General features: G+C 55.5%; 18 protein-coding genes and 1 pseudogene. 13 read left to right on the top strand and 6 right to left on the bottom strand.

Annotated features, from left to right (window positions below; translation table 11 throughout):
* Nucleotides 1-36: 36 nt before the first annotated feature.
* From NP596_RS12435 to NP596_RS12450, 4 genes are read right to left on the bottom strand one after another with little or no spacing between them, the layout of a single operon-like run.
* Nucleotides 37-810, bottom strand: coding sequence for a CpsD/CapB family tyrosine-protein kinase (locus NP596_RS12435; RefSeq protein WP_256615684.1), 774 nt, complete (start codon nt 808-810; stop codon nt 37-39).
* A gap of 16 nt (nt 811-826) precedes the next feature.
* Complete coding sequence (locus tag NP596_RS12440; protein WP_256615685.1) at nt 827-2,572, bottom strand: lipopolysaccharide biosynthesis protein; 1,746 nt, start codon at nt 2,570-2,572, stop codon at nt 827-829.
* Nucleotide 2,573: 1 nt separating this feature from the next.
* The gene (locus NP596_RS12445) at nt 2,574-3,851 is read right to left on the bottom strand and encodes a porin family protein (RefSeq protein WP_256615686.1); all 1,278 of its coding nucleotides are present in this window, start codon (nt 3,849-3,851) and stop codon (nt 2,574-2,576) included.
* Nucleotides 3,852-3,877: 26 nt separating this feature from the next.
* Nucleotides 3,878-4,525 carry a polysaccharide biosynthesis/export family protein gene (locus NP596_RS12450; RefSeq protein WP_256615687.1) on the bottom strand — a complete coding sequence of 216 codons (648 nt, stop codon included), beginning with the start codon at nt 4,523-4,525 and terminating at the stop codon, nt 3,878-3,880.
* Nucleotides 4,526-4,745: 220 nt separating this feature from the next.
* Here NP596_RS12450 and NP596_RS12455 point away from each other — a divergent pair, with 220 nt between their 5' ends.
* The 5 genes and pseudogenes from NP596_RS12455 to NP596_RS12475 all read left to right on the top strand — a co-directional run bounded on the left by NP596_RS12455 (nt 4,746) and on the right by NP596_RS12475 (nt 7,538).
* Nucleotides 4,746-5,105 (top strand): HopJ type III effector protein, encoded by a 360-nt coding sequence (locus NP596_RS12455; protein WP_256615688.1) that lies wholly within the window; start codon nt 4,746-4,748, stop codon nt 5,103-5,105.
* The gene (locus NP596_RS12460) at nt 5,095-6,150 is read left to right on the top strand and encodes an NAD(P)/FAD-dependent oxidoreductase (RefSeq protein ID WP_256615689.1); all 1,056 of its coding nucleotides are present in this window, start codon (nt 5,095-5,097) and stop codon (nt 6,148-6,150) included. The genes NP596_RS12455 and NP596_RS12460 overlap by 11 nt, the downstream gene beginning before the upstream one ends.
* Nucleotides 6,128-6,682, top strand: a pseudogene (gene mnmM, locus NP596_RS12465) (tRNA 5-(aminomethyl)-2-thiouridylate-methyltransferase MnmM); the annotation flags it as partial. The gene NP596_RS12460 and the pseudogene mnmM, both read left to right, overlap by 23 nt.
* Nucleotides 6,683-6,745: 63 nt before the next feature.
* The gene (gene ppnP, locus NP596_RS12470) at nt 6,746-7,057 is read left to right on the top strand and encodes a pyrimidine/purine nucleoside phosphorylase (protein ID WP_256615700.1); all 312 of its coding nucleotides are present in this window, start codon (nt 6,746-6,748) and stop codon (nt 7,055-7,057) included.
* Nucleotides 7,058-7,064: 7 nt separating this feature from the next.
* On the top strand, nt 7,065-7,538 hold the full coding sequence (locus NP596_RS12475) for a LabA-like NYN domain-containing protein (protein WP_256615690.1): 474 nt from the start codon (nt 7,065-7,067) through the stop codon (nt 7,536-7,538).
* 178 nt (nt 7,539-7,716) lie between these two features.
* On the opposite strand, the gene NP596_RS12480 is transcribed toward NP596_RS12475, so the two are convergent.
* Together NP596_RS12480 and queG are read right to left on the bottom strand one after the other, a co-directional pair.
* Nucleotides 7,717-8,898, bottom strand: a complete 1,182-nt coding sequence (locus NP596_RS12480) for a pyridoxal phosphate-dependent aminotransferase (RefSeq protein WP_256615691.1) — start codon at nt 8,896-8,898, stop codon at nt 7,717-7,719.
* Nucleotides 8,899-9,078: 180 nt separating this feature from the next.
* Nucleotides 9,079-10,149 (bottom strand): tRNA epoxyqueuosine(34) reductase QueG, encoded by a 1,071-nt coding sequence (gene queG, locus NP596_RS12485; RefSeq protein ID WP_256615692.1) that lies wholly within the window; start codon nt 10,147-10,149, stop codon nt 9,079-9,081.
* 52 nt (nt 10,150-10,201) lie between these two features.
* Here queG and NP596_RS12490 point away from each other — a divergent pair, with 52 nt between their 5' ends.
* The 8 genes from NP596_RS12490 to NP596_RS12525 all read left to right on the top strand — a co-directional run.
* Nucleotides 10,202-11,662: an NAD(P)H-hydrate dehydratase gene (locus tag NP596_RS12490; protein WP_256615693.1), complete on the top strand. Its 1,461-nt coding sequence runs from the start codon at nt 10,202-10,204 to the stop codon at nt 11,660-11,662.
* Complete coding sequence (gene tsaE, locus NP596_RS12495; RefSeq protein WP_256615694.1) at nt 11,662-12,132, top strand: tRNA (adenosine(37)-N6)-threonylcarbamoyltransferase complex ATPase subunit type 1 TsaE; 471 nt, start codon at nt 11,662-11,664, stop codon at nt 12,130-12,132. Before NP596_RS12490 ends, tsaE begins: the two co-directional genes overlap by 1 nt.
* A 39-nt stretch (nt 12,133-12,171) precedes the next feature.
* Nucleotides 12,172-13,623, top strand: a complete 1,452-nt coding sequence (locus tag NP596_RS12500; protein ID WP_256615695.1) for an N-acetylmuramoyl-L-alanine amidase — start codon at nt 12,172-12,174, stop codon at nt 13,621-13,623.
* Nucleotides 13,624-13,707: 84 nt separating this feature from the next.
* Nucleotides 13,708-15,597 carry a DNA mismatch repair endonuclease MutL gene (gene mutL / locus NP596_RS12505; protein ID WP_256615696.1) on the top strand — a complete coding sequence of 630 codons (1,890 nt, stop codon included), beginning with the start codon at nt 13,708-13,710 and terminating at the stop codon, nt 15,595-15,597.
* Entirely contained in the window at nt 15,598-16,533 is a 936-nt protein-coding gene (gene miaA / locus NP596_RS12510) for a tRNA (adenosine(37)-N6)-dimethylallyltransferase MiaA (protein ID WP_256615697.1), read from the top strand.
* A complete protein-coding gene (locus NP596_RS12515) occupies nt 16,526-17,122 on the top strand; it encodes a 5-formyltetrahydrofolate cyclo-ligase (RefSeq protein WP_256615698.1) in 597 nt (198 codons plus the stop codon). The genes miaA and NP596_RS12515 overlap by 8 nt, the downstream gene beginning before the upstream one ends.
* Nucleotides 17,119-18,252, top strand: a complete 1,134-nt coding sequence (locus NP596_RS12520) for a type III PLP-dependent enzyme domain-containing protein (protein ID WP_256615699.1) — start codon at nt 17,119-17,121, stop codon at nt 18,250-18,252. The genes NP596_RS12515 and NP596_RS12520 overlap by 4 nt, the downstream gene beginning before the upstream one ends.
* Before the next feature lie 250 nt (nt 18,253-18,502).
* Nucleotides 18,503-19,296 (top strand): citrate/2-methylcitrate synthase (locus NP596_RS12525; RefSeq protein ID WP_305891763.1); only part of this gene is annotated, 794 nt, incomplete at its 3' end.

Raw genomic sequence — 19,296 nt, forward strand, 5'->3', positions numbered from 1 at the left:
GCTTTGCCGCCGGTTGCGGCAAAGCCCGAAACCGCTTCAGTCGTGGAAAGGGATTGTATGGTCGGTCGATTTATTGAATACAGTGCCCAATACATTAATATCCTTCAATAAACTGGCGGCGTGTTTTAACTCGTCGCTTTTTGTCCTGCCTTCCTCAACCACCAGCAACACGCAATCCACATAAGGCGAAAAGCCCAAGGTATCGTCGTGCGACAAAATAGGCGGCATATCGAAAATAATGGCGCGGGAAGGGTAGCGGCTTTTCAATTCATTGACCAACCGCACCATTTTCGGCGAGCGCAGCATTTCGGTCGAGTTAAACAGCGGTTTACCGGCCGGCAAAACCACCAAACGGTCGATGCCGGGATTGATCAGCATCGAACTGATTTCCTTGTCGTGCAACAGGTAATCGCTGAGACCGGTATCGGTCTGGATGCCGAACAATTTGGCGATGGCCGGGTTCAAAAAGTTGGCGTCCACCAATAAAGCCGTTCTGTCCAGTTCCATGGCAATACTGATGGCCAGATTGGCGGCCGTCAGGCTGTTGCCGGTTTTACCGCTGGTACTGGTAATGGCCAGGGTTTTCCACTCCATGGCGTCCATGCTTTGCAAGCAGCGGGTACGCAGCATTCGGTAGGCCTCCAGCCACGGCCCCGGCGTAAAGCCCGAAATAATCCGGTTTTCCTTGAGCAGCTGGCTGTTGGGCGTATGTACCCGGGTTTGGCTGTAGGCGATATTGATGCCGTCCAGGTTGGACTCGTCGGCCCCGGCTTGGGAGGTCTTGTCTGCTAGTGTTTGAATGGTATTCATGGCTAATCCCGATAAGTTATAAGCCGCCTGCCACGCGGAGTAATTTGTACCAAAATACATCCAGCGGCATGAACAGGAAGTGGAAAATCAAGGTGGCGACTAGGGCGGTTATCAAGGCGCCTAGCAGGAGCGCTCGGCGCTGGGTTCGATATTTTTGTTTTTCCGACCGGCTTTCCAGATAAGGAATGGTGGCCAGCGGCGCCACGCCCAAGATATTGGCGATAGCTTTCTCGCTGTGTATGCTGGCGTCCATCATTTCCGCCAGTGCCACCGTGCCGAAGCCGCCGGCAATCGCCAGCACGAAGCCCAGGAATAAAATAGCCATGCGGTTGGGGCTGACCGGTTCCAGAGGTTCTTGCGGCGGATCGATCAAGGTGAAGCGTTCGCCTTTCTTTTCGATTTCCAGTTGTTGCGAGATTTGGGCTTCCATTTCCCGTGAGCTGACTTCCTGATAACGCTGGTTGGTATTGTTCAGTTCTTGCACCAAATCCATGTAATCTTTTTCCACCAGGGGCGATTGCATGAGGTTGGTACGCAATTCCTCAATCCGCGTTCTGAGTTTGCTGCGGGTAACGTCTATCGATTTGATGTCCGAATTCGCCGCTTCCAGTTGGGATTTAAGCGTAATGTAAGCCGGATTGTCCGGTTCTATGGCGACATTGGAATAATTGTTTTGACTGGCTTCGACCAGCGCTTGCTGCAAGGAGGAAATTTGTTTTTGCAGTTTGACCACGTCGGGATGCCGGTCTGAATATTGCTTGAGCAACAGCGCCAATTCGGCCTTTTTCTCGGTCAATTCGGCATTCAGTTTATTCAAATCGATATTGGCGCCTATCTCTTTTTGCAATGACTCGATTTCGCGTTTGGTTTTAATCACATCCGGATGGTTATCGGAGTAACGCGCCAACAGGGAGGGATATTGCGACTGCAGCTCTTTCAGGCGGTCTTTCATATCGAATACCCGGTTGCCCGCCGCATTGGTGGCCAGGGCATTCGGATCGATTTGCGCCAGTTGGCCTTCCAGATAAAAGCGCCGGTCCAGGGCGTTGCGTTCCTGGGTGTCCAGACTCATCAGCTGGTTGGTCAGCGAGGTCAACTCTTGTTGGTTTAATTGATTGACTTCCGGCAATTGTTGCAGGTTCTGTTCTTTAAAACTGGCCAGTTTGGCTTGTAACTGTTGAATTTTGTCTTTCAGGCGACGGGCTTCCTCGCTTAAAAACAAGGCGGCATTTTCCGCCGATTCCGTTCTGGATTTAATGTTTTCCTTCAAAAATAAGGAGGTCAATTCATTGGTGACTTTTTGCGAGAGCGCGGGCGACTCGTCATCGAAGGCCAGCGAGAAGGCGATGGTGGCTTTAGTGGGATGGCCGCTTCTGGGGTCGATAACGTCGGCGCTGATGGTTTCGACTTTAATGCTATCGCGCATTTTTTCCAAAATGACTTCTTCGGTTTTGGACTTGCGGTCGCTCGCATATAAATCGTACTTTTTGATGATGTCCACCAAGTTGGAGCGCGACATTATCCGCTGGCTGATAATTTGAATACGCTGGTCGGCAAAGGTGGTGACGGTGGATTTGACCAGTTCGGACGGAATTTCCTGCTCCTCGATCAAAATAGTTGCCGTCGACCGGTATACGGAGGGCAGCGCCACGGCCAGGACGATGCTAAGCAGTAGGATGATAGCCAGTGGAATGATTAAAAATCTGCGGCGTTTTTTGACGATCTTCAGATAGTCTTTAATGTCGGGAGTTTGATTTTCCACGTTATTTCACCTGGCGATTGATTTGTGGTTGGTAAGAGAATTGTAGCTGCAAGTTATTGCCTACCGAGGTTTGATTCAAGGATTCGAATTCCTGCTGGCGATAGATGTATGAAAGCTCGAGATTGATTTCCGGCGTCCAGCGCCAGCGGATATTGGGCGATAGCGTGATGTAGGTACGGTTGTTGTTGGTAGTGTCGCCCGCGGTTGTGGTCGCTGATTCCGACAGCAAATAGGTGGCGGTAATGCCGCTTGTCCAGCGTTCGGCTAGATTGTATTTCAAGCTGGCGGAAAAGTTGGTGGTGTTTCTTTGCCCGCCGGTACTGGCGGGGGTTAATTGCCTGCCGGCGCTGATATCCAGGCTGCCCCAATCGAATTTATGATCGAAATTCGCGGAAAAGACGTTGCCGCTCGATTTGGACGATTGGACGGATGTGGTCGTACTATTTGGCAATAAGCCCAGAAAATCGATAGTTTGCCGTGAGGTTCTTTCGGTATCCGTGTCGCGAATACCGGCGGAAACGCTGAAACGGGTGCGCTCATCGAAGCTGTATTGCACGCCCGCCTGATAATTGAGGGTGGACGATTTCTGGCTAAAACTTGACGTGGTCGGAAACGGATTGCTGACTGTGGGGTTCTCCCCCGACGAACTGAATTCGACATAGGCTCCGCTCAGATTGACCGACAGCCGCTCCGAGAACGTATGCATCAGGGAGGAAGAAAACTGCTGGTTGGTGTAGTCGGAAAAGTTCCGGCTTAAATTCAGGCCCGGCGACTTCGTGAAGCCGACGTCGGTATAGTTATAGCTGAATTGCAGCGCATCTCTTTCGGTCAAATTATAGGTGATATTGGGCGCCACGGAACGCGTGGTTTTCGGGATCTGGACTTGTAAATCGCCCGAGCCGTCCAAATCCAGCTGAGTGTTGATGGTGGATTGTTCCGCATACCGGGCCGACAAGCCGGCCGCAAAGCGTTCGCCGGTATATTTCTGACTGATGTCGGCGATTTTCTCCGAAAAGTCCAGCTCCGATTCGCCGTGATAAATCAGTTCGTTCCATTTGAAGTCGGCGTTTAAGGCATGGTTTTCGGCCATATAACCCAGTAAAACGCCGGGCGATAACCGGGTGATCAGATTGTCCCTTATCGGTTCGATCTGCATGCGCAGGTTGTCCGTGTAACGCTCGGATGCTCCGAAGTTCGGTTCGAACAGCCAGTCTAATGCGTGGCAGTTATGGCTAAACACAACCAGGACGGGAAGCAACCGCTTCGTCTTGAATTTCATCAGTAAAAACGCTATCTACCTTGTCCTTAAGGTACGGTGATAGTGTCTCCGGGTTCCAGCAGAATGTTTTGTTCCAAGTCTTCACCGTCCATGACGTTGCCGTAATCGAAAGGAAACACTTTGATTTCATTGCCGACCCGGCGTTGAATATTGATGTTGCCTTCACTGGCGAACACGGTCAGGCCGCCGGCCAAACTCAAGGCTTGCAACACGTCGATGCGTCTGCCTGCAAATACTTGGCCGGGTTTGTTGACTTTGCCGATCACGAAAATGGCGTTGCCCTGATTATTCAATAACTTGACGCTAACGGAAGGGTCGGCAATATAATCGGCCAATTTGACGGCCAGAAGTTCTTTAAGATCGTTGATGGTCCTGCCGGCCGCGGTAATGGTGCCGACCAGGGGGTAAACGATATTGCCGTCGGGGCCGATCAAAAATTGCTGTTGCTGCAGGCCTTCTTCCTTCCAAACCGTGACTTCGACGGCATCGCCCGGGGCCAGCAGGTACGTGGCCAGTATTTCGGGATCCTTAAGGGCGATAACGTCGGTTTTGGCTGCCGGTTGCGCCGGCTGGGCTTGCGGAAGGTCTGTGGGGCTAAGCGGGAATTCTGTTTGGGCAAAAGTGTTACAGGCAACGAATGCAAAAATTAAAAAAATTATAAGTTGCTGTTTCAAAACGTATTCCTTTATGAATTGTGAAATTGTAATCCGCACGCTCTTTACAATACGGCATGGAAAAACCCATAGTGTATAGGTGAAATGTAACAAGATTTTTAAAGCCGTTACAGTTGATCGCGGGTTTTATAATAAGCCTTACCGTCCGGGAAACAGGCCGATTATCACGCCGACATTATATGACACTGAATTTAATTAGCAAAAGCATTAGGTATTTTTAATGAAATTAAAAGATTTTATCGGCCGGGTCATTTCCGGGCAGGCCGTTGATTTTAAAGAAACCATGGCTGTCATAGCCGAGCATTACAATTATCGGCCGTGCCAATTCAGCAACGGTATCCGGCAGCCCTTGGTTAATGCGGCGGGGCAGAACGAGGGCTCGTGCAAGATCTTTGCCTTTGCCGAATTGAACGGCCTGGATCAGGCGCAGACGCTGGCCTTGTTCGGCGATTACTACCGCAAGGATGTGCTGGAGAACCCCGACGGTACCGACCATCAAAATATCCGCAATTTCCTGCGCGACGGTTGGGCCGGCATTGCGTTTACCGCCGAGGCGTTGACGCTCAAGCATGCCGATTGAGGTTTTGATTGTCGGCCAGGGGCTGGCGGGCAGTTTGCTGGCTTGGGCGTTGATGCGGCGCAACCTGCGGGTGATGGTGATAGACAACGGTAGTGAAAATGCCTCCCAAGTCGCCGCCGGCCTAATCAATCCGGTAACCGGACAACGTTTGGTTAAAAGCGCGGATATTAATGACCTGTTGCCCTCGGCCATGCACTGTTACCGGCGGCTGTCCGACGCCTTCCAGCAGCATTTTTTTGTTCCCTTGCCCATGCTGCGGCTGTTAAAAAATGCCCGCGAGCGGCAATATGCCGAGCAACGTTTAAGCCAGGCCGATTACCGGCCATTTTTAACGGCTTGCCCGGCTGCCCAGGCTGCCGTCCAGGCCCCTTATGGCGCTTTGCTGCAAGCGCGGACCGGGTATTTAAAAACCGGCTTGTTGTTGTCGCGGTTGCGGGATTATTTCATCGCCACCGCCAGTTACCGGCACATGCAATTCGATTATGACGCGCTGGTTTTGCAACCCCAATTGACCTGGCGAGAATTTACCCCCCGCCATATCGTCTTTTGCGAAGGCCATCTCGGCCGGCAAAACCCCTGGTTCGGCGGCTTGCCCTTTCAGCCGGCCAAGGGCGAAATCCTAAACTGCCGCGGCCCGGCGGAATCTCCCGAGCACATTATCAATTTCGGCCATTGGCTGATTCCGACCGCTGCCCAACAGTTTAAACTGGGGGCGACATTCGAGCCCGGCTTGGTCGATACCCGGCCTTCAGAGCGTGCCCGGCAGGTTTTGCTGCAAGGTTTGTCCGGGGCGATGCCGGCTCTAAAGCCCGTCGAAATCCTGTCGCAGCAGGCCGGCATCAGGCCGGCCACGCTCGATAAACAGCCCTTTATCGGTTCGCACCCGCGGCACGCCAATCTGCATATTTTCAACGGATTCGGCGCCAAGGGCAGTCTGGCCATTCCCTGGCATGCGGAACTATTCGCCGCCGCCTTGCGGCAACAAGCATTGCTGCCGGTAACCGCCAACATTCAACGTTATTATGAAACGCATTTCTCTGCCTGAAACCGCTCACGGCATTGTCAAGGAATACCTGCAAAGCGGCGATGCGGCCATCGATGCCACCGTGGGCAATGGCCACGACACCGCTTTTCTGGCCGAAACCGTGGGCGCTACCGGGCACGTCCATGGTTTCGATGTACAAACCCAAGCCCTGCGGGCAACCCGGCAACGCTTGCAACAGCAGGGCTTGGAGGCATGGGTGACGTTGTTTGAAGTCAGTCATGCCGAAATGGCTCGGCACATTCCGAATCCGCTACACGGCGGAATTAAAGCGGTCATGTTCAATCTGGGCTATTTGCCGGGCGCGGACAAATGCATTATCACGCAGACTCAAACCACGCTACGGGCCATCGCCGCCGCTTGCCGATTATTGGCCGCGCCGGGCGTCATTACAGTGCTGGCCTATCCCGGCCATGCGGGCGGCGATGAAGAGACCCGCTGCTTGGCGGCTTGGCTGGAACGGCTCGATGCCGCGCAATTTTCCGTGGAAACCTTATACAGCCACCACCACCAAGAAACCGCGCCGCGGCTTTTTGTGCTTAAAAAAATCGCCCGATCTGCTATCATGCGCCCCTTTTTTCAGCAGCAGATAGGCGCCATGTCAGAATTTAAAAACGTCACCATCGTCAAACAAGCCAACGTATATTTCGACGGCAAAGTGAATAGCCGCACCGTATTGTTTGCCGACGGCAGCAAAAAGACCCTGGGTTTCATGCAACCGGGCGAATATACCTTCAATACCGCCGACCCGGAGTTGATGGAAATTTTGGCGGGCGAGCTGGACGTGCAATTGCCCGGTTGCGACTGGCAAACCATCAAGGGAGGCGAGTCTTTCAACGTGCCGGGCAATGCCGCGTTCACGATGAAAGTCAAAACCGCCAGCGATTATTGCTGCTCGTTTTTAAAATAACGCCGGCATGCAAAAGGTAGCGATTTTTGCCGATGTGCAAAATATTTATTACACCTGCCGGCATCGCTACCAAAAACATTTCAATTACAGCGCGTTTTGGCAACAGGCCGCCGCCAACCGCATGGTCGTGGCGGCCTATGCCTACGCGATTGAAAGAGGCGATGCCAAGCAGCGCGGTTTTCAGCAAATCCTCAAGGACATCGGTTTTCAGGTCAAACTCAAACCCTATATTCAGCGCAGCGACGGTTCCGCCAAGGGCGATTGGGATGTCGGGATTACCCTGGACGTATTGGAGCTGGCCGAACAGGTGGATACGGTGATTTTATTGTCGGGCGACGGCGACTTTCAGCTGCTGTTGGAAAAAGTCCGGCAGCGGTATCGGGTGAGTTCGGAAGTTTACGGCGTGGCCGGCCTGACCGCCCAGACCTTGGTACAGGCCGCCGACAAATATGTGGCGATAGATGAAAGCCTGTTGATTTAGGCTGGATTCGGGACGTTCGCGCATACCTGACGAGTTCCCGCGGATAATATAAATCGCGAAGTAGGGCGGCCCGGCGACAGCAAGGGCGGGCGTTTCCGGCAATCGGCATGCCGGAGAAACGCCCGTTCTACGCTTAACGCGCGAACAGGCTTATTCCGGCCTACTGGCTTTGTAGGGATTAAACCGCCTGTTTGATTCGGGCCAAGGCGTTTTCCAGATTGGCCATGCTGGTGGCTATGGAAATGCGGATGTGGCCGGGGCAACCGAATGCCGAACCCGGCACCAGCGCCACGCCGGCTTTCTCGATCAAATACTCGGCAAATTGCAGATCGTCGTCTATGCCGTCCAGCCTGCCCAGCAGTTTTTCCACGTTGGGGAAGACGTAAAACGTGCCGTCGGTGGGCAGGCATTCGATACCGTCTATGCGGTTCAATTCGGCCACCACGAAATCGTGGCGCTTTTTAAACTCCACCATCATGGTATCGATGCAGCTTTGGTCGCCTGTCAGGGCGGTTTCGGCGGCGACTTGCGAGATCGAGGTGGGGTTGGATGTGCTTTGCGATTGGATGATGCACATGGCTTCGATCAAATCCGCCGGGCCGGCGCAATAGCCTATCCGCCAGCCCGTCATCGAGTAGGCCTTGGAGACGCCGTTCAAGACGATGGTGCGCGGGTAAAAATCCGGCCGCGCGTTCAGAATGTTGACGAACTCGCCCTTGTTCCACAGGATGTGTTCGTACATATCGTCGGTGGCGATCAGCACGTCCGGATAATCCTGCAACACCTCGCCCAATGCTTTCAGTTCATCCAGGCTGTAGGCGGCACCGGTCGGGTTGGACGGGCTGTTGATGACGAACAAGCGGGTTTTATCGGTAATCGCCGCACGTAATTGCGCCGGGGTAATCTTAAAGTTTTGCGACTGGCCGGCTTCCACGATGACAGGCACGCCGTCCGCCAACAGCACCATGTCCGGGTAGGAAACCCAGTAAGGCGCGGGAATGATCACCTCGTCGCCGGGGTTCAACAGGGCTTGGGCCAAATTGTAAAAGCTTTGCTTGCCGCCGCTGGACACCAAAATTTGTTTCAGCTCGTAGTCCAGGCCGTTGTCGTTTTTAAATTTTTGCGCGATGGCTTTTTTCAAGCTGGGGATGCCGTCAACCGCGGTGTATTTGGTAAAGCCGTTGTCCAGGGCTTTAATGGCGGAGGCCTTGATATGCTCCGGCGTGTCGAAGTCGGGTTCGCCGGCGCCCAAACCGATAATATCCTTGCCGGCCGCGCGCATGGCGGCAGCCCGGGCCGTAATGGCTAAAGTCGGTGACGGTTTGACGGCTTTGACGCGGTTGGACAGTGTGATGCTCATATTTCCTCGGTCGAGTAGGCTTGAAAATTGGCGAATATTATACGGGAAAAGCAAAAAAACAATGTATGCCGGAACGGTTGTGCCGGGAAATAGATTGTTTGCTTGAACGAAGCATACGCAATCGGCGGCTGACGGGGCAATTGCGAGAGGGTATGTTAGACGTTTTAACTGCTTTCCGGATCAGCGCTTTTCATCGAGACGTTGCAGCGCCCAGGCGGCATGTTCCCGTACTAATTCGTGATCGTGCCGCAATTTGTCATGTAACGCGGTTTTGCTTGCCGCCGTCGGCGAGCCATTGCCCAGCGCCACGGCGATATTGCGCAGCCAACGCCGATGGCCGATACGCCGAATCGCCGAGCCTTCGGTTTTTTGCAAAAATTCGCTTTCCGTCCAACTGAATAGCTCCAGCAATGTACTGTTGTCCAGTTTGTGCCGCGGTGTGAAATCCGTTTCCGCACTGAGTTTGGCAAAACGGTTCCAAGGGCAAATCAACTGGCAATCGTCGCAGCCGTAAATTCGGTTGCCCAATAGCGGGCGCAATGCTTCCGGAATGCTGCCGTGTAGTTCGATGGTTAAATAGGATACGCAGCGGCGGGCATCGACTTGATACGGGGCGACGATGGCTTGGGTGGGGCATATGTCCAGACAGGCCCGGCATTGGCCGCAATGATTGCCGGCGGCGGCATCGGTGGGCAAGGGCAGGTCGGTATAAATTTCCCCCAGAAAAAACCAGGAGCCGGCGCGGCGGTTAATCAGATTGCTGTGTTTGCCTATCCAGCCTAAACCGGCTTTTTCGGCGATGGCTTTTTCCAGTACCGGCGCGCTGTCGACAAAAGCCCGGTAGCCGAAGGAGCCGATCTCGGCGGCGATTTTATCCGCCAGTTTTTGCAAACGGTTGCGCAGCAGTTTGTGGTAATCGCGGCCCAGCGCATAGCGGGACACGAAAGCCGCGGCTGGATTATCCAGCAACGCGTGGCTGTGGGCAGGGTTTTCCGGCAGGTAATCCATGCGGGCGCTGATGATGCTGCGGGTGCCGGCTTGCAACAAAGCCGGGCGGCTGCGTTTCAAACCGTGCGCGGCCATGTATTGCATCTCGCCGTGCCTGTTTTCCGTCAACCATTGCCGCAGGTAATCTTCGGCGGCGCTTAAATCGGTATCGCTGATACCGATTTGCTGAAAGCCCAATTCGGCGCCCCAGGCCTTGATTTGTAGGGCAAGCTGTTGAAAATCCGGCGTTTCGATTGGGCGCATGGCGGGCTTGCAATATAATGAAGGTGTCCTGGTTATTTTACACAACAACGCCATGCAAACATCATCACAAGCGCTGTATCGCGTAGCGCAGATTCGCGAGGCGGAGCATATCGCCATTCAAAATCTGCAAATGCCGGGCTTGCAACTAATGCGTAGCGCCGGCATGGCGGCATTTAACGCCTTGCGGCAACGCTGGCCAGAGCAGAGCCGCATTACGGTGTTTTGCGGCGCCGGCAATAATGCCGGCGACGGTTATGTGCTGGCTAAACTGGCCTTGGCGGCCGGTTTCGGCGTTTCGGTTTATACCCTGGTTCCCGTCGGCCAGCTTGGGGGCGATGCTCTGACCGTGTACCAGGACTTTATTCAGGCCGGCGGCCGCGTGTCGGCGTTCGATGCGCGCGCGCAAACAGCGGGTATTATCGTCGATGCCTTGCTGGGCACCGGTTTAAGCCGGCCGGTCGGCGAGGAATATGCGCATGCGATTTCGCATATCAACCGTGCCGATTGCCCTGTCTTGAGCATCGATGTGCCGTCGGGTTTGCACGCCGATACCGGTTGCGTGTTGGGTTGCGCGGTCAAGGCCGATCTCACCGTCACTTTTATTGCGTTGAAATGCGGGCTGTTTACCGGGGAAGCCGGCGATTATTGCGGCGATATCGTCTGTTCGAGCTTGAATGTGCCCGATGCGGTGTTGGCCCAGTTGCCGGCGACCGCCCATCTATCGAGCAAGCCGGTGTTAAAGCCCCGTCCGCGCAGTGCCCATAAAGGCCATTTCGGCCATGTGCTGTTGATAGGCGGTAACCGCGGATTCAGCGGTGCAATCCGCCTGGCCGGCGAAGCCGCATTGTTCGGCGGCGCCGGCTTGGTCAGCATTGCCAGCCGGGCCGGGCATGCCGATTTGTTGAATATCGGCCGGCCCGAATTGATGTGCCACGCGGCGGAAACCGCCTGCGATCTGCATCCCCTGCTGGAGAGGGCGAGCGTGATTGTCATCGGTCCGGGCCTGGGGCAGGATAGCTGGGCGCAAGACATGCTTCGCCATGCCCTGGCAAGCGAGAAACCCTGCGTGGCCGATGCCGATGCGTTAAATTTATTGGCGCGGCATCCCGTCCGCCGGCCGAACTGGGTGTTAACGCCGCATCCCGGCGAAGCGGCGCGCCTTTTGGGTTGCAATACCCACGATATTGCCGCCGACCGCTTTGCGGCGGTCAAAAAACTGCAAAATCAGTACGCGGGCGTCTGCGTGTTAAAAGGGGCCGGCAGCCTGATTGCGGATGGCGGCAACCTTCTGGTCAACACCACCGGCAATCCGGGCATGGCTAGCGGCGGCATGGGCGATGTATTGGCGGGCGTTACCGGGGCATTGCTGGCGCAGGGTTTAACGTTGACGGATGCTGCAAAACTGGCTGTCCATGTGCATGGCGAGGCGGCCGACGGCATGGCGGCAACGCAGGGCGAGCGCGGCATGTTGGCCGGCGATTTGTTGCCGAAAATCAGGGAGCTTTTGAATTAATGAAAATCGAATTAAGCGATAGCGGCGAAACCGAATTGTTAGGGGCGGCATTGGGCAAAGTTTTGCCGCCAAAATGTCTGCTGTATTTATACGGCGACTTGGGCGCGGGTAAAACCACCTTGGTGCGCGGGCTTTTGCGGGCGATGGGCCACAAGGGCGCCGTGAAAAGCCCCACCTACAGTTTGGTGGAGGAATACCGCTTCGGCGACCGTAGCGTGTTCCATTTCGATTTGTATCGGCTCAAAGACCCGGAAGAACTGGAATGGCTGGGCATCGACGATTATTTGCGGCAACAGGCCTTGGTTTGCGTCGAATGGCCGCAAATGGGCGCCGGACATTTACCGCCGGCCGATTTGGAAATCGCGCTGGATTACCAAAACACCGGAAGATCGATAGAAATCAACATACTAGCGGAATCGCTAAAAGATTCGTTGATAATTGACTGGAAAAACAAAGACCTGCTGCTATAATCTCAGAACGTTTTTAATTTCTCCTCGGTTGGCCGGCTTATGAGACAGATCGTTAAATTTTTCTGGATAATGGGTTTGTCTTTGTTGGCGATGCCGATTCATGCCGCATCCGCTAAAATCGAAGGCTTAAGCTTCCAGCCGGGCGGCGGCGTAGTGTTCGAATTGAATGCCGTTCCCCGTTATCGCTACTTCACGCTGAAAAATCCCAGCCGCTTGGTGGTGGATTTCGAAAACACCGCCGCGTCTCAGTCCATGCCGCAACCGCCCGCCGAGCACCCCCTGGTGCTGGGAGTACGTTCCGCGATACGCAATAAATCCGATCTGCGGGTGGTGATGGAATTAAACGCCGACGCCGCCGCCGTGGCGGTTAGCAAGGGACAAAGCGTACAACTGCAATTCGATGTTTCCGCCCGTACCGCGCCAGCCGAACGGCTTGCCGCGCCGGCGGCCGTTGTCGCCAAAAAACAAAAAACCGCTGACGCGGCTTCTCCGGCACTTGCCAAACCAACCAAGGCCAAAGGGCGGGATATTGTGATTGCCATAGATGCCGGGCACGGCGGCAAGGATGTCGGCGCCCAGGGCGGACACGGCACCCAGGAAAAAGACGTGGTACTGGCGATTGCCAAGCGTCTGGAAAGCGCGGTAAACCGGCAGCCCGGCATGAAAGCCGTGATGATCCGTAACGGCGATTATTTCGTGAAATTACGCGAACGGGTGCGGATTGCCCAAGCCGCCAAGGCCGATTTGTTTATTTCCATCCATGCCGATGCGTTCGACGATCCGAGCGCACACGGCGCTTCCGTCTATACCTTGGCTAATAAAGGCGCTTCCAGTCAAATCGCGCAATACTTGGCCAATAGCGAAAACGCTTCCGATAAAGCCGCTGGCGCGGAGGAGCACGACGACATTCTGTCGTCGGTGTTGATGGACTTATCCAATAAAGCCGCCAAGGAAGCCAGTCAGCATGTCGGTAATAAGGTGTTAAGGAGCGTAAAAACAACCGGGCATCTGCATCGTGCCAATGTGCAAAAAGCCGGTTTTGTGGTATTGAAATCGCCCATCCCTTCCATCCTGGTAGAAACCGCTTTCATATCCAACCCGGAGGAAGAACGCCGCCTGAATACCCGTGCTTATCAGGATAAAATGGCATCCGCCGTCTTTAACGGCATCATGGCGCATTTTAAACAATACGCGCCGGCTAACACCTTGTTTGCGCAATTGCAAAAATCCGGCAAATCCGCGCTCCGCCTGGCGGCCGTGGAAACGGACGCCAAACCGGTTGCCGGCAAAACCGACGTATCCGCAAAGGTTAGCGATAGCGTGGTTACCGCCGGCGCCTCCGCCACCCGGCACGTAATCGGCCGCGGCGACACCTTGTCCGGGATCGCCCGCCAATACGGGGTTTCCATGCGCGAGTTGCGGCATGCCAACGGCATGGAAGATGGCCAGGTCAAAGTCGGCCAGGTGCTGCAAATTCCGCGCAGCAGTTAGCTTTAATTCCGCCGCAGCGGTGAATTGATTCAGCGCCGGCCGGCGTCATCCGCTAAAATACGCGCTTTTTTTCGAGCGCAGCCGATGCGGATCTATGCTTTACCCACTCAACTGATCAATCAAATCGCCGCCGGCGAAGTGGTCGAGCGCCCGGCTTCCGTGGTCAAGGAATTGGTGGAAAATTGTTTCGACGCCGGCGCCAGCCAAATTTATGTCGATATCGAACAAGGCGGAGTCAAGCAAATCAAGATACGCGACAACGGTTGCGGCATCGACAAGGACGACTTGGCGCTGGCGCTGTCCCGCCACGCCACCAGTAAAATTGCCTCGCTGGACGATCTGGAACATGTGGTCAGCATGGGCTTCAGGGGGGAAGCGCTGCCCAGCATCAGTTCCGTGGCCCGATTGACCTTGATTTCCCGTACCGCCGCTGCCGAATGCGCCTGGCAAGTCAGCGCCGACGGCAGCGAAAAAAACTTCGATCCCCAGCCCGATCCGCATCCGCCCGGTACCACGGTGGATGTGCGGGACTTGTTTTACAACACCCCAGCCCGTCGCAAGTTTCTAAAGGCCGAGAAAACCGAATTCGGCCATATCGAAAGCCTGATTCAAAAATTGGCGCTGAGCCGTTTTGACGTGGGTTTTTCGTTACAGCATAACCAGCGCGAGGTGCTGCATCTAAAACCGGCCGCGACCCAAGCCGAGCAGGAAAAACGCATCGCGGCGATTTGCGGTTCGGCGTTTGTCGATAACGCGGTCAAAATCGATTATGCCGCCTCCGGCCTGCATTTGCACGGTTGGGTGGGTTTGCCGACCTTTTCTCGCAGCCAGCAGGATATGCAGTTTTTTTACGTCAACGGCCGTTTGATTAAGGACAGATTGGTGGCGCATGCCGTGAAACAGGCCTATCAGGATGTGCTGTACCACGGCCGGCATCCGGTGTTCGTATTGTATTTGACGCTCGACCCGGCGCTGGTGGATGTGAATGCGCACCCCACCAAACTGGAAGTACGTTTCAGGGAAGGGCGCATGGTGCATGATTTTCTGTTTCAGGCCCTGCACCGCGGTCTGGCCGAACAAAGACCCGGGCAAACGCCGGCGCATACTATCGAGATGCAAACCGTGCCGGCGCCAACGATCCAAACCCGGCCTAGTTTGAACCTGCAAGCGTCCTTGCCCTTGAGTCTGGCGGAAGAGGCGGATTCGGTAGAGAGCCGGGTCAAGCCGGCCATAAAACCCGATTCCGCGGCACAGGTACCTGCCGGCGGCAATCCCGCGCGCGGTTTTAGTTATCCGGGCCGACCGAACATACCGGCCAACGTGGCCGACCAAATCCAGGCCTACGCCAAACTCTATCCGCAAACCCAGCCGAATTCGGCCGACCCGGCCATGCCGCCGCTGGGTTTCGCGCTGGCGCATATCCATAACATTTACATCCTGGCGGAAACCGCGGGCGGCATTATCCTGGTGGATGCCCACGCCGCGCATGAGCGGGTGACTTACGAACGCCTGAAGCAGCATTACCATAACCGCGCCATCGTCTCCCAGCCCTTGTTGTTGCCGATCAAGATTCAGGTGACAGCGGCGGAGGCCGATTTGGCCGAACAGGAGCATGCGTTTTTCCTGGGCTTGGGCTTCGAACTGAACCGTTCCGGCCCGGAAACCGTGGTATTGCGCGCTACGCCGGCCCTGCTGGCCAAAACCGATGTCGATCAACTGGTGCGCGATATTCTGGCCGACTTGGCCACCCACGGCGTTAGCCGGAAAGCCGAGGAAAGCATAAACGCTATTTTGGCCACCATGGCTTGCCATGGCTCGGTACGCGCCAAACGCAAACTCAGTATCGAAGAAATGAATGCCCTGTTGCGGGACATGGAACAAACCGAGCGCATCGGCCAATGCAATCACGGCCGACCGACCTGGGTGGCGCTCAGTCATCAGGACTTGGACCGTTTTTTTATGCGCGGACAATAAATGACAGCAGCCAAACCTAACGCTATTTTATTGATGGGGCCGACCGCCTCCGGCAAAACCGCCTTGTCCATAGCCATGGCGCAAGCCCTGAATGCGGAAATTATCAGCGTCGATTCGGCCTTGGTCTATAAAGGCATGGACATCGGCACCGCCAAGCCCGCCCTGGACGAACGCGGCGGCATTCCGCATCATTTGATCGACATACTCGATCCCGGCGAAGCGTTTTCCACCGGCCAGTTTCGCGCCCGGGCCTTGGCGTTGATGGAAGACATCGCCCGGCGCGGCAAACTGCCGTTATTGGTCGGCGGCACCATGCTGTATTTCAGCGCCTTGACCCAAGGTTTGGCCAAACTGCCCGCGGCCGACGCCGGCATCAGGCAACGGCTGGACCGGGAGCTATCGGAATTGGGCAAGGAAGTCTTGCATGCCCGCTTGGCGCAAATCGATCCGCAAGCCGCCGCCCGGATACATGTCAACGACCCGCAGCGCATTCAGCGCGCGCTGGAAGTCTATGAAATCAGCGGCCGGCCGCTATCGAGTTTTTTCGGCGCCGATCAGCAAACCGAGCAGCCGTTTGCTTACCTCAAACTGATCGTAGCCCCCGAACAACGCTCTACCTTGCACGCCAAAATTGCCGCGCGCTTCGAATCGATGCTGGCCCGGGGTTTTCTGGACGAAGTCCGCGGCTTGCGGGCGCGCGGCGATCTGGACGAAAGCATGCCGTCCATCCGTTGCGTCGGTTACCGGCAGGCCTGGTCGTATTTGAACGGCGAATACGATTTAGACACTCTGCGGGACAAGGCCATCGCCGCCACCCGGCAGCTGGCCAAACGGCAATTCACCTGGCTGCGCCGGGAAGAAAGCGCCCTGCATCTGCTCAGCGAGGCGCCGGACTTGCTCGAAACCGCCCTGCGCCATTGCAAGCAGCATGGATAAACGGCAACAGCGGCAAATCGCTTATGCCGCCCGCAATGCGCAAGCCGATAAGGACATCGTCAGTGCCGAGATATGTCGGCGGGTTGTTTCGCAGCCTTGGTATGCGGAAGCCGAAACCATACTTTGGTACCTGCATTGCCGTTCCGAGGTGCGTACCTTGCCGGCTGTATTAGGGCAACTGGCGGGCGGCAAACGTATTGCGGTGCCTTATTGCACGGCCGATGCGCGGGGCGTCAAATGCCTGGGATTATGGCATTTGCAGTCTATCGATGAATTGCAAGCCGGCATGTGGAATATCCTGGAGCCGCCGCCGGAACGCTGGCGGGAAGCGGATAAACGGATCAACCCGGCGGAGCTGGACGCGGTGATCGTGCCCGGCGTGGCCTTCGACCGTTTGGGCGGACGCTTGGGCAACGGCGCCGGCTATTACGACCGGCTGTTGTCGCAAGTACGGCCGGATACGGTTTTGGCCGGTATTGGTTACGAATCGCAATTGCTGAACCGTGTCGATATGCAAAGCCACGATGTCTACATGAATCTGGTGGCGACCGAACTGAAACTTTATCCCGGCAAGCGGCGGGCGTCATGACCGGTGCCGACGAACTGAAGCGCCGGGTCGAACACAGCCCGGCGTTTATTCTGGATATGCCGCAAGTGCATGCCAATTTGCAGCCCTTGCAACGCATCAAACAAGCCAGCGGTTGCCGGATTTTGTATTCCATGAAGGCCTTGCCACTGGTGCCTTTACTGGCCGATCTTAAACAGCGGGTAGACGGCATTTCCGTCAGTTCGCTGTTCGAAGCCCGTTTGGCAAACGCGGTACTGGGCGGGCAGGGCAGTCTGCATTTGACCACCCCGGGCCTGAGGCCCGAAGAGTTTGCCGAGCTGGGCGGGCTATGCTCGCATATCAGTTTCAATTCCTTGCCGCAGTATCGGCGTTTGCACGAATCGAGCGCCGGTTATAGCAAAGGCCTGCGCGTCAATCCGAAACTGTCGTTCGCCGACGACGAACGTTACGATCCGTGCCGCAAACATTCCAAATTGGGCGTGGACATAGCCTTGCTGCAACAAGGTTTGCCGGCCGGTATCGAAGGCCTGCACATTCACACCGTATTCGGCCAAACCGATTTTCAACCGTTACAGGCCGTCATCACCGAGTTAAAGCCGCTGTTGACGCCGCAATCCGGCCTGAAATGGCTGAATCTGGGCGGCGGTTATTTGTACCACCGGATTGCCGGCCTAAACCCCATCATAGAAGCCATCCGTTATTTGAAAACCCACATTGCCGAACAGGTGTATCTGGAGCCGGGCAAGGCGCTGGTGGGTAACGCCGGTTATTTGCTGACCACCGTGTTGGATAGCTTCGACAGCGACGGTAAAACCGTGCTGGTGTTGGACAGCTCGGTGAATCATCACCCGGAGATATTCGAATACCGGCGCCGGCCGCTGTTATTGGATGAAGACATACAAGGCGGCCGTGCCGCCATTCTAGCCGGATCGACTTGTCTGGCCGGCGATATCTTCGGCGAATACCGCTTCGATAACATCCCGGCCGTCGGCGATAAACTGGTGTTTGCGGATGTCGGCGCTTACAGCCTGATCAAAGCCCAGCGTTTCAACGGATATGCCCTACCCGCCGTGTACTTGAAACAAAATGACGAGTGCGGTCTGTTAAAGCAGGATGATTACGCCGAGTATTCCCGGCAGTGGCTGGGGTAGGAAAAAATAGTCGTCGCCTGGGTTGTAAGGCTTTAACCATACGATAGTCGGCCACATCGCAAACCCGCCCCGGACATCCACGCCACGGCACCGAAAGCCATTGCGCAAACGTTTGAGATTGGTAAAAAATCCCCCCCGGAAATAGTAAGTTAGCGATAAGTTGGCCCTGGAAGGTTGGAGTAACGCGGGTGCTGTGTGATAATCCAGGCACTACCCATTGGACAACCAGATAGGATGTAGAGATAACGCCATGGCAAATGACTCGTTGCAGATAACGCACACCGGTACCGGCAAGCAGGTCGAATACCCACTTTTGAAAAGCACGCTGGGCGCGGATACGGTTGAGATTCGCAATCTTTATAGGGACTTGGGCTGTTTTACCCATGACCCCGGCTTTGTCGCCACGGCCAGCTGCACCAGTAAAATCACCTATATCGATGGCGACAACGGCATCTTGCTGTACCGGGGTTATCCTATCGAGCAACTGGCCGAACAGTGCCAGTTCACCGAAGTGGCGTATTTGCTGATGCACGGCGAGTTGCCCAACGAAAAGCAATTGTTCGATTTCAATCTGGAGATCAGCGACCGCGCCATCATTCACGAATCGCTACGTAAATTCTTCGACGGTTTTCATTACGACGCCCACCCGATGGCCATGCTGGTAGGCGTGGTGGGTTCGCTGTCCGCCTTCTATCATAGCGAAATGAATATCAAGGATCCGGTGCAGCGCCTTCGGGCCGCCACCCGCATGATAGGCAAAATGCCGACCATCGCCGCCGCATCCTACCGCCACTCGGTCGGCAGGCCGTTCGTGTATCCGCGCATGGACTTGAGCTATTGCGAAAACTTTTTGAACATGATGTTTTCGCGTTCGTCGCAAAACTATATCGACCAGGACCACTATATCGACCAGGATTTCGTCAAGGCCCTGAACCTGTTGTTCATCCTGCACGCCGACCACGAACAGAACGCCAGTACCTCCACCGTGCGGCTGGCCGCCAGCACCGGCGCCAATCCTTACGCCTGCGTGGCGGCGGGTATTGC

The organism is Methylomonas rivi, from assembly GCF_024505165.1.
In the GTDB taxonomy this organism is placed as follows: Bacteria; Pseudomonadota; Gammaproteobacteria; order Methylococcales; family Methylomonadaceae; genus Methylomonas; species Methylomonas rivi.

Bases quoted from the DNA above. Each gene is read 5' to 3' on its own strand.
- NP596_RS12435 (WP_256615684.1), bottom strand. From the start codon at position 810: ATGAATACCATTCAAACACTAGCAGACAAGACCTCCCAAGCCGGGGCC.
- NP596_RS12445 (WP_256615686.1), bottom strand. From the start codon at position 3,851: ATGAAATTCAAGACGAAGCGGTTGCTTCCCGTCCTGGTTGTGTTTAGC.
- NP596_RS12455 (WP_256615688.1), top strand. From the start codon at position 4,746: ATGAAATTAAAAGATTTTATCGGCCGGGTCATTTCCGGGCAGGCCGTT.
- NP596_RS12460 (WP_256615689.1), top strand. From the start codon at position 5,095: ATGCCGATTGAGGTTTTGATTGTCGGCCAGGGGCTGGCGGGCAGTTTG.
- ppnP (WP_256615700.1), top strand. From the start codon at position 6,746: ATGTCAGAATTTAAAAACGTCACCATCGTCAAACAAGCCAACGTATAT.
- NP596_RS12475 (WP_256615690.1), top strand. From the start codon at position 7,065: ATGCAAAAGGTAGCGATTTTTGCCGATGTGCAAAATATTTATTACACC.
- NP596_RS12480 (WP_256615691.1), bottom strand. From the start codon at position 8,898: ATGAGCATCACACTGTCCAACCGCGTCAAAGCCGTCAAACCGTCACCG.
- queG (WP_256615692.1), bottom strand. From the start codon at position 10,149: ATGCGCCCAATCGAAACGCCGGATTTTCAACAGCTTGCCCTACAAATC.
- NP596_RS12490 (WP_256615693.1), top strand. From the start codon at position 10,202: ATGCAAACATCATCACAAGCGCTGTATCGCGTAGCGCAGATTCGCGAG.
- tsaE (WP_256615694.1), top strand. From the start codon at position 11,662: ATGAAAATCGAATTAAGCGATAGCGGCGAAACCGAATTGTTAGGGGCG.
- NP596_RS12500 (WP_256615695.1), top strand. From the start codon at position 12,172: ATGAGACAGATCGTTAAATTTTTCTGGATAATGGGTTTGTCTTTGTTG.
- mutL (WP_256615696.1), top strand. From the start codon at position 13,708: ATGCGGATCTATGCTTTACCCACTCAACTGATCAATCAAATCGCCGCC.
- miaA (WP_256615697.1), top strand. From the start codon at position 15,598: ATGACAGCAGCCAAACCTAACGCTATTTTATTGATGGGGCCGACCGCC.
- NP596_RS12515 (WP_256615698.1), top strand. From the start codon at position 16,526: ATGGATAAACGGCAACAGCGGCAAATCGCTTATGCCGCCCGCAATGCG.
- NP596_RS12520 (WP_256615699.1), top strand. From the start codon at position 17,119: ATGACCGGTGCCGACGAACTGAAGCGCCGGGTCGAACACAGCCCGGCG.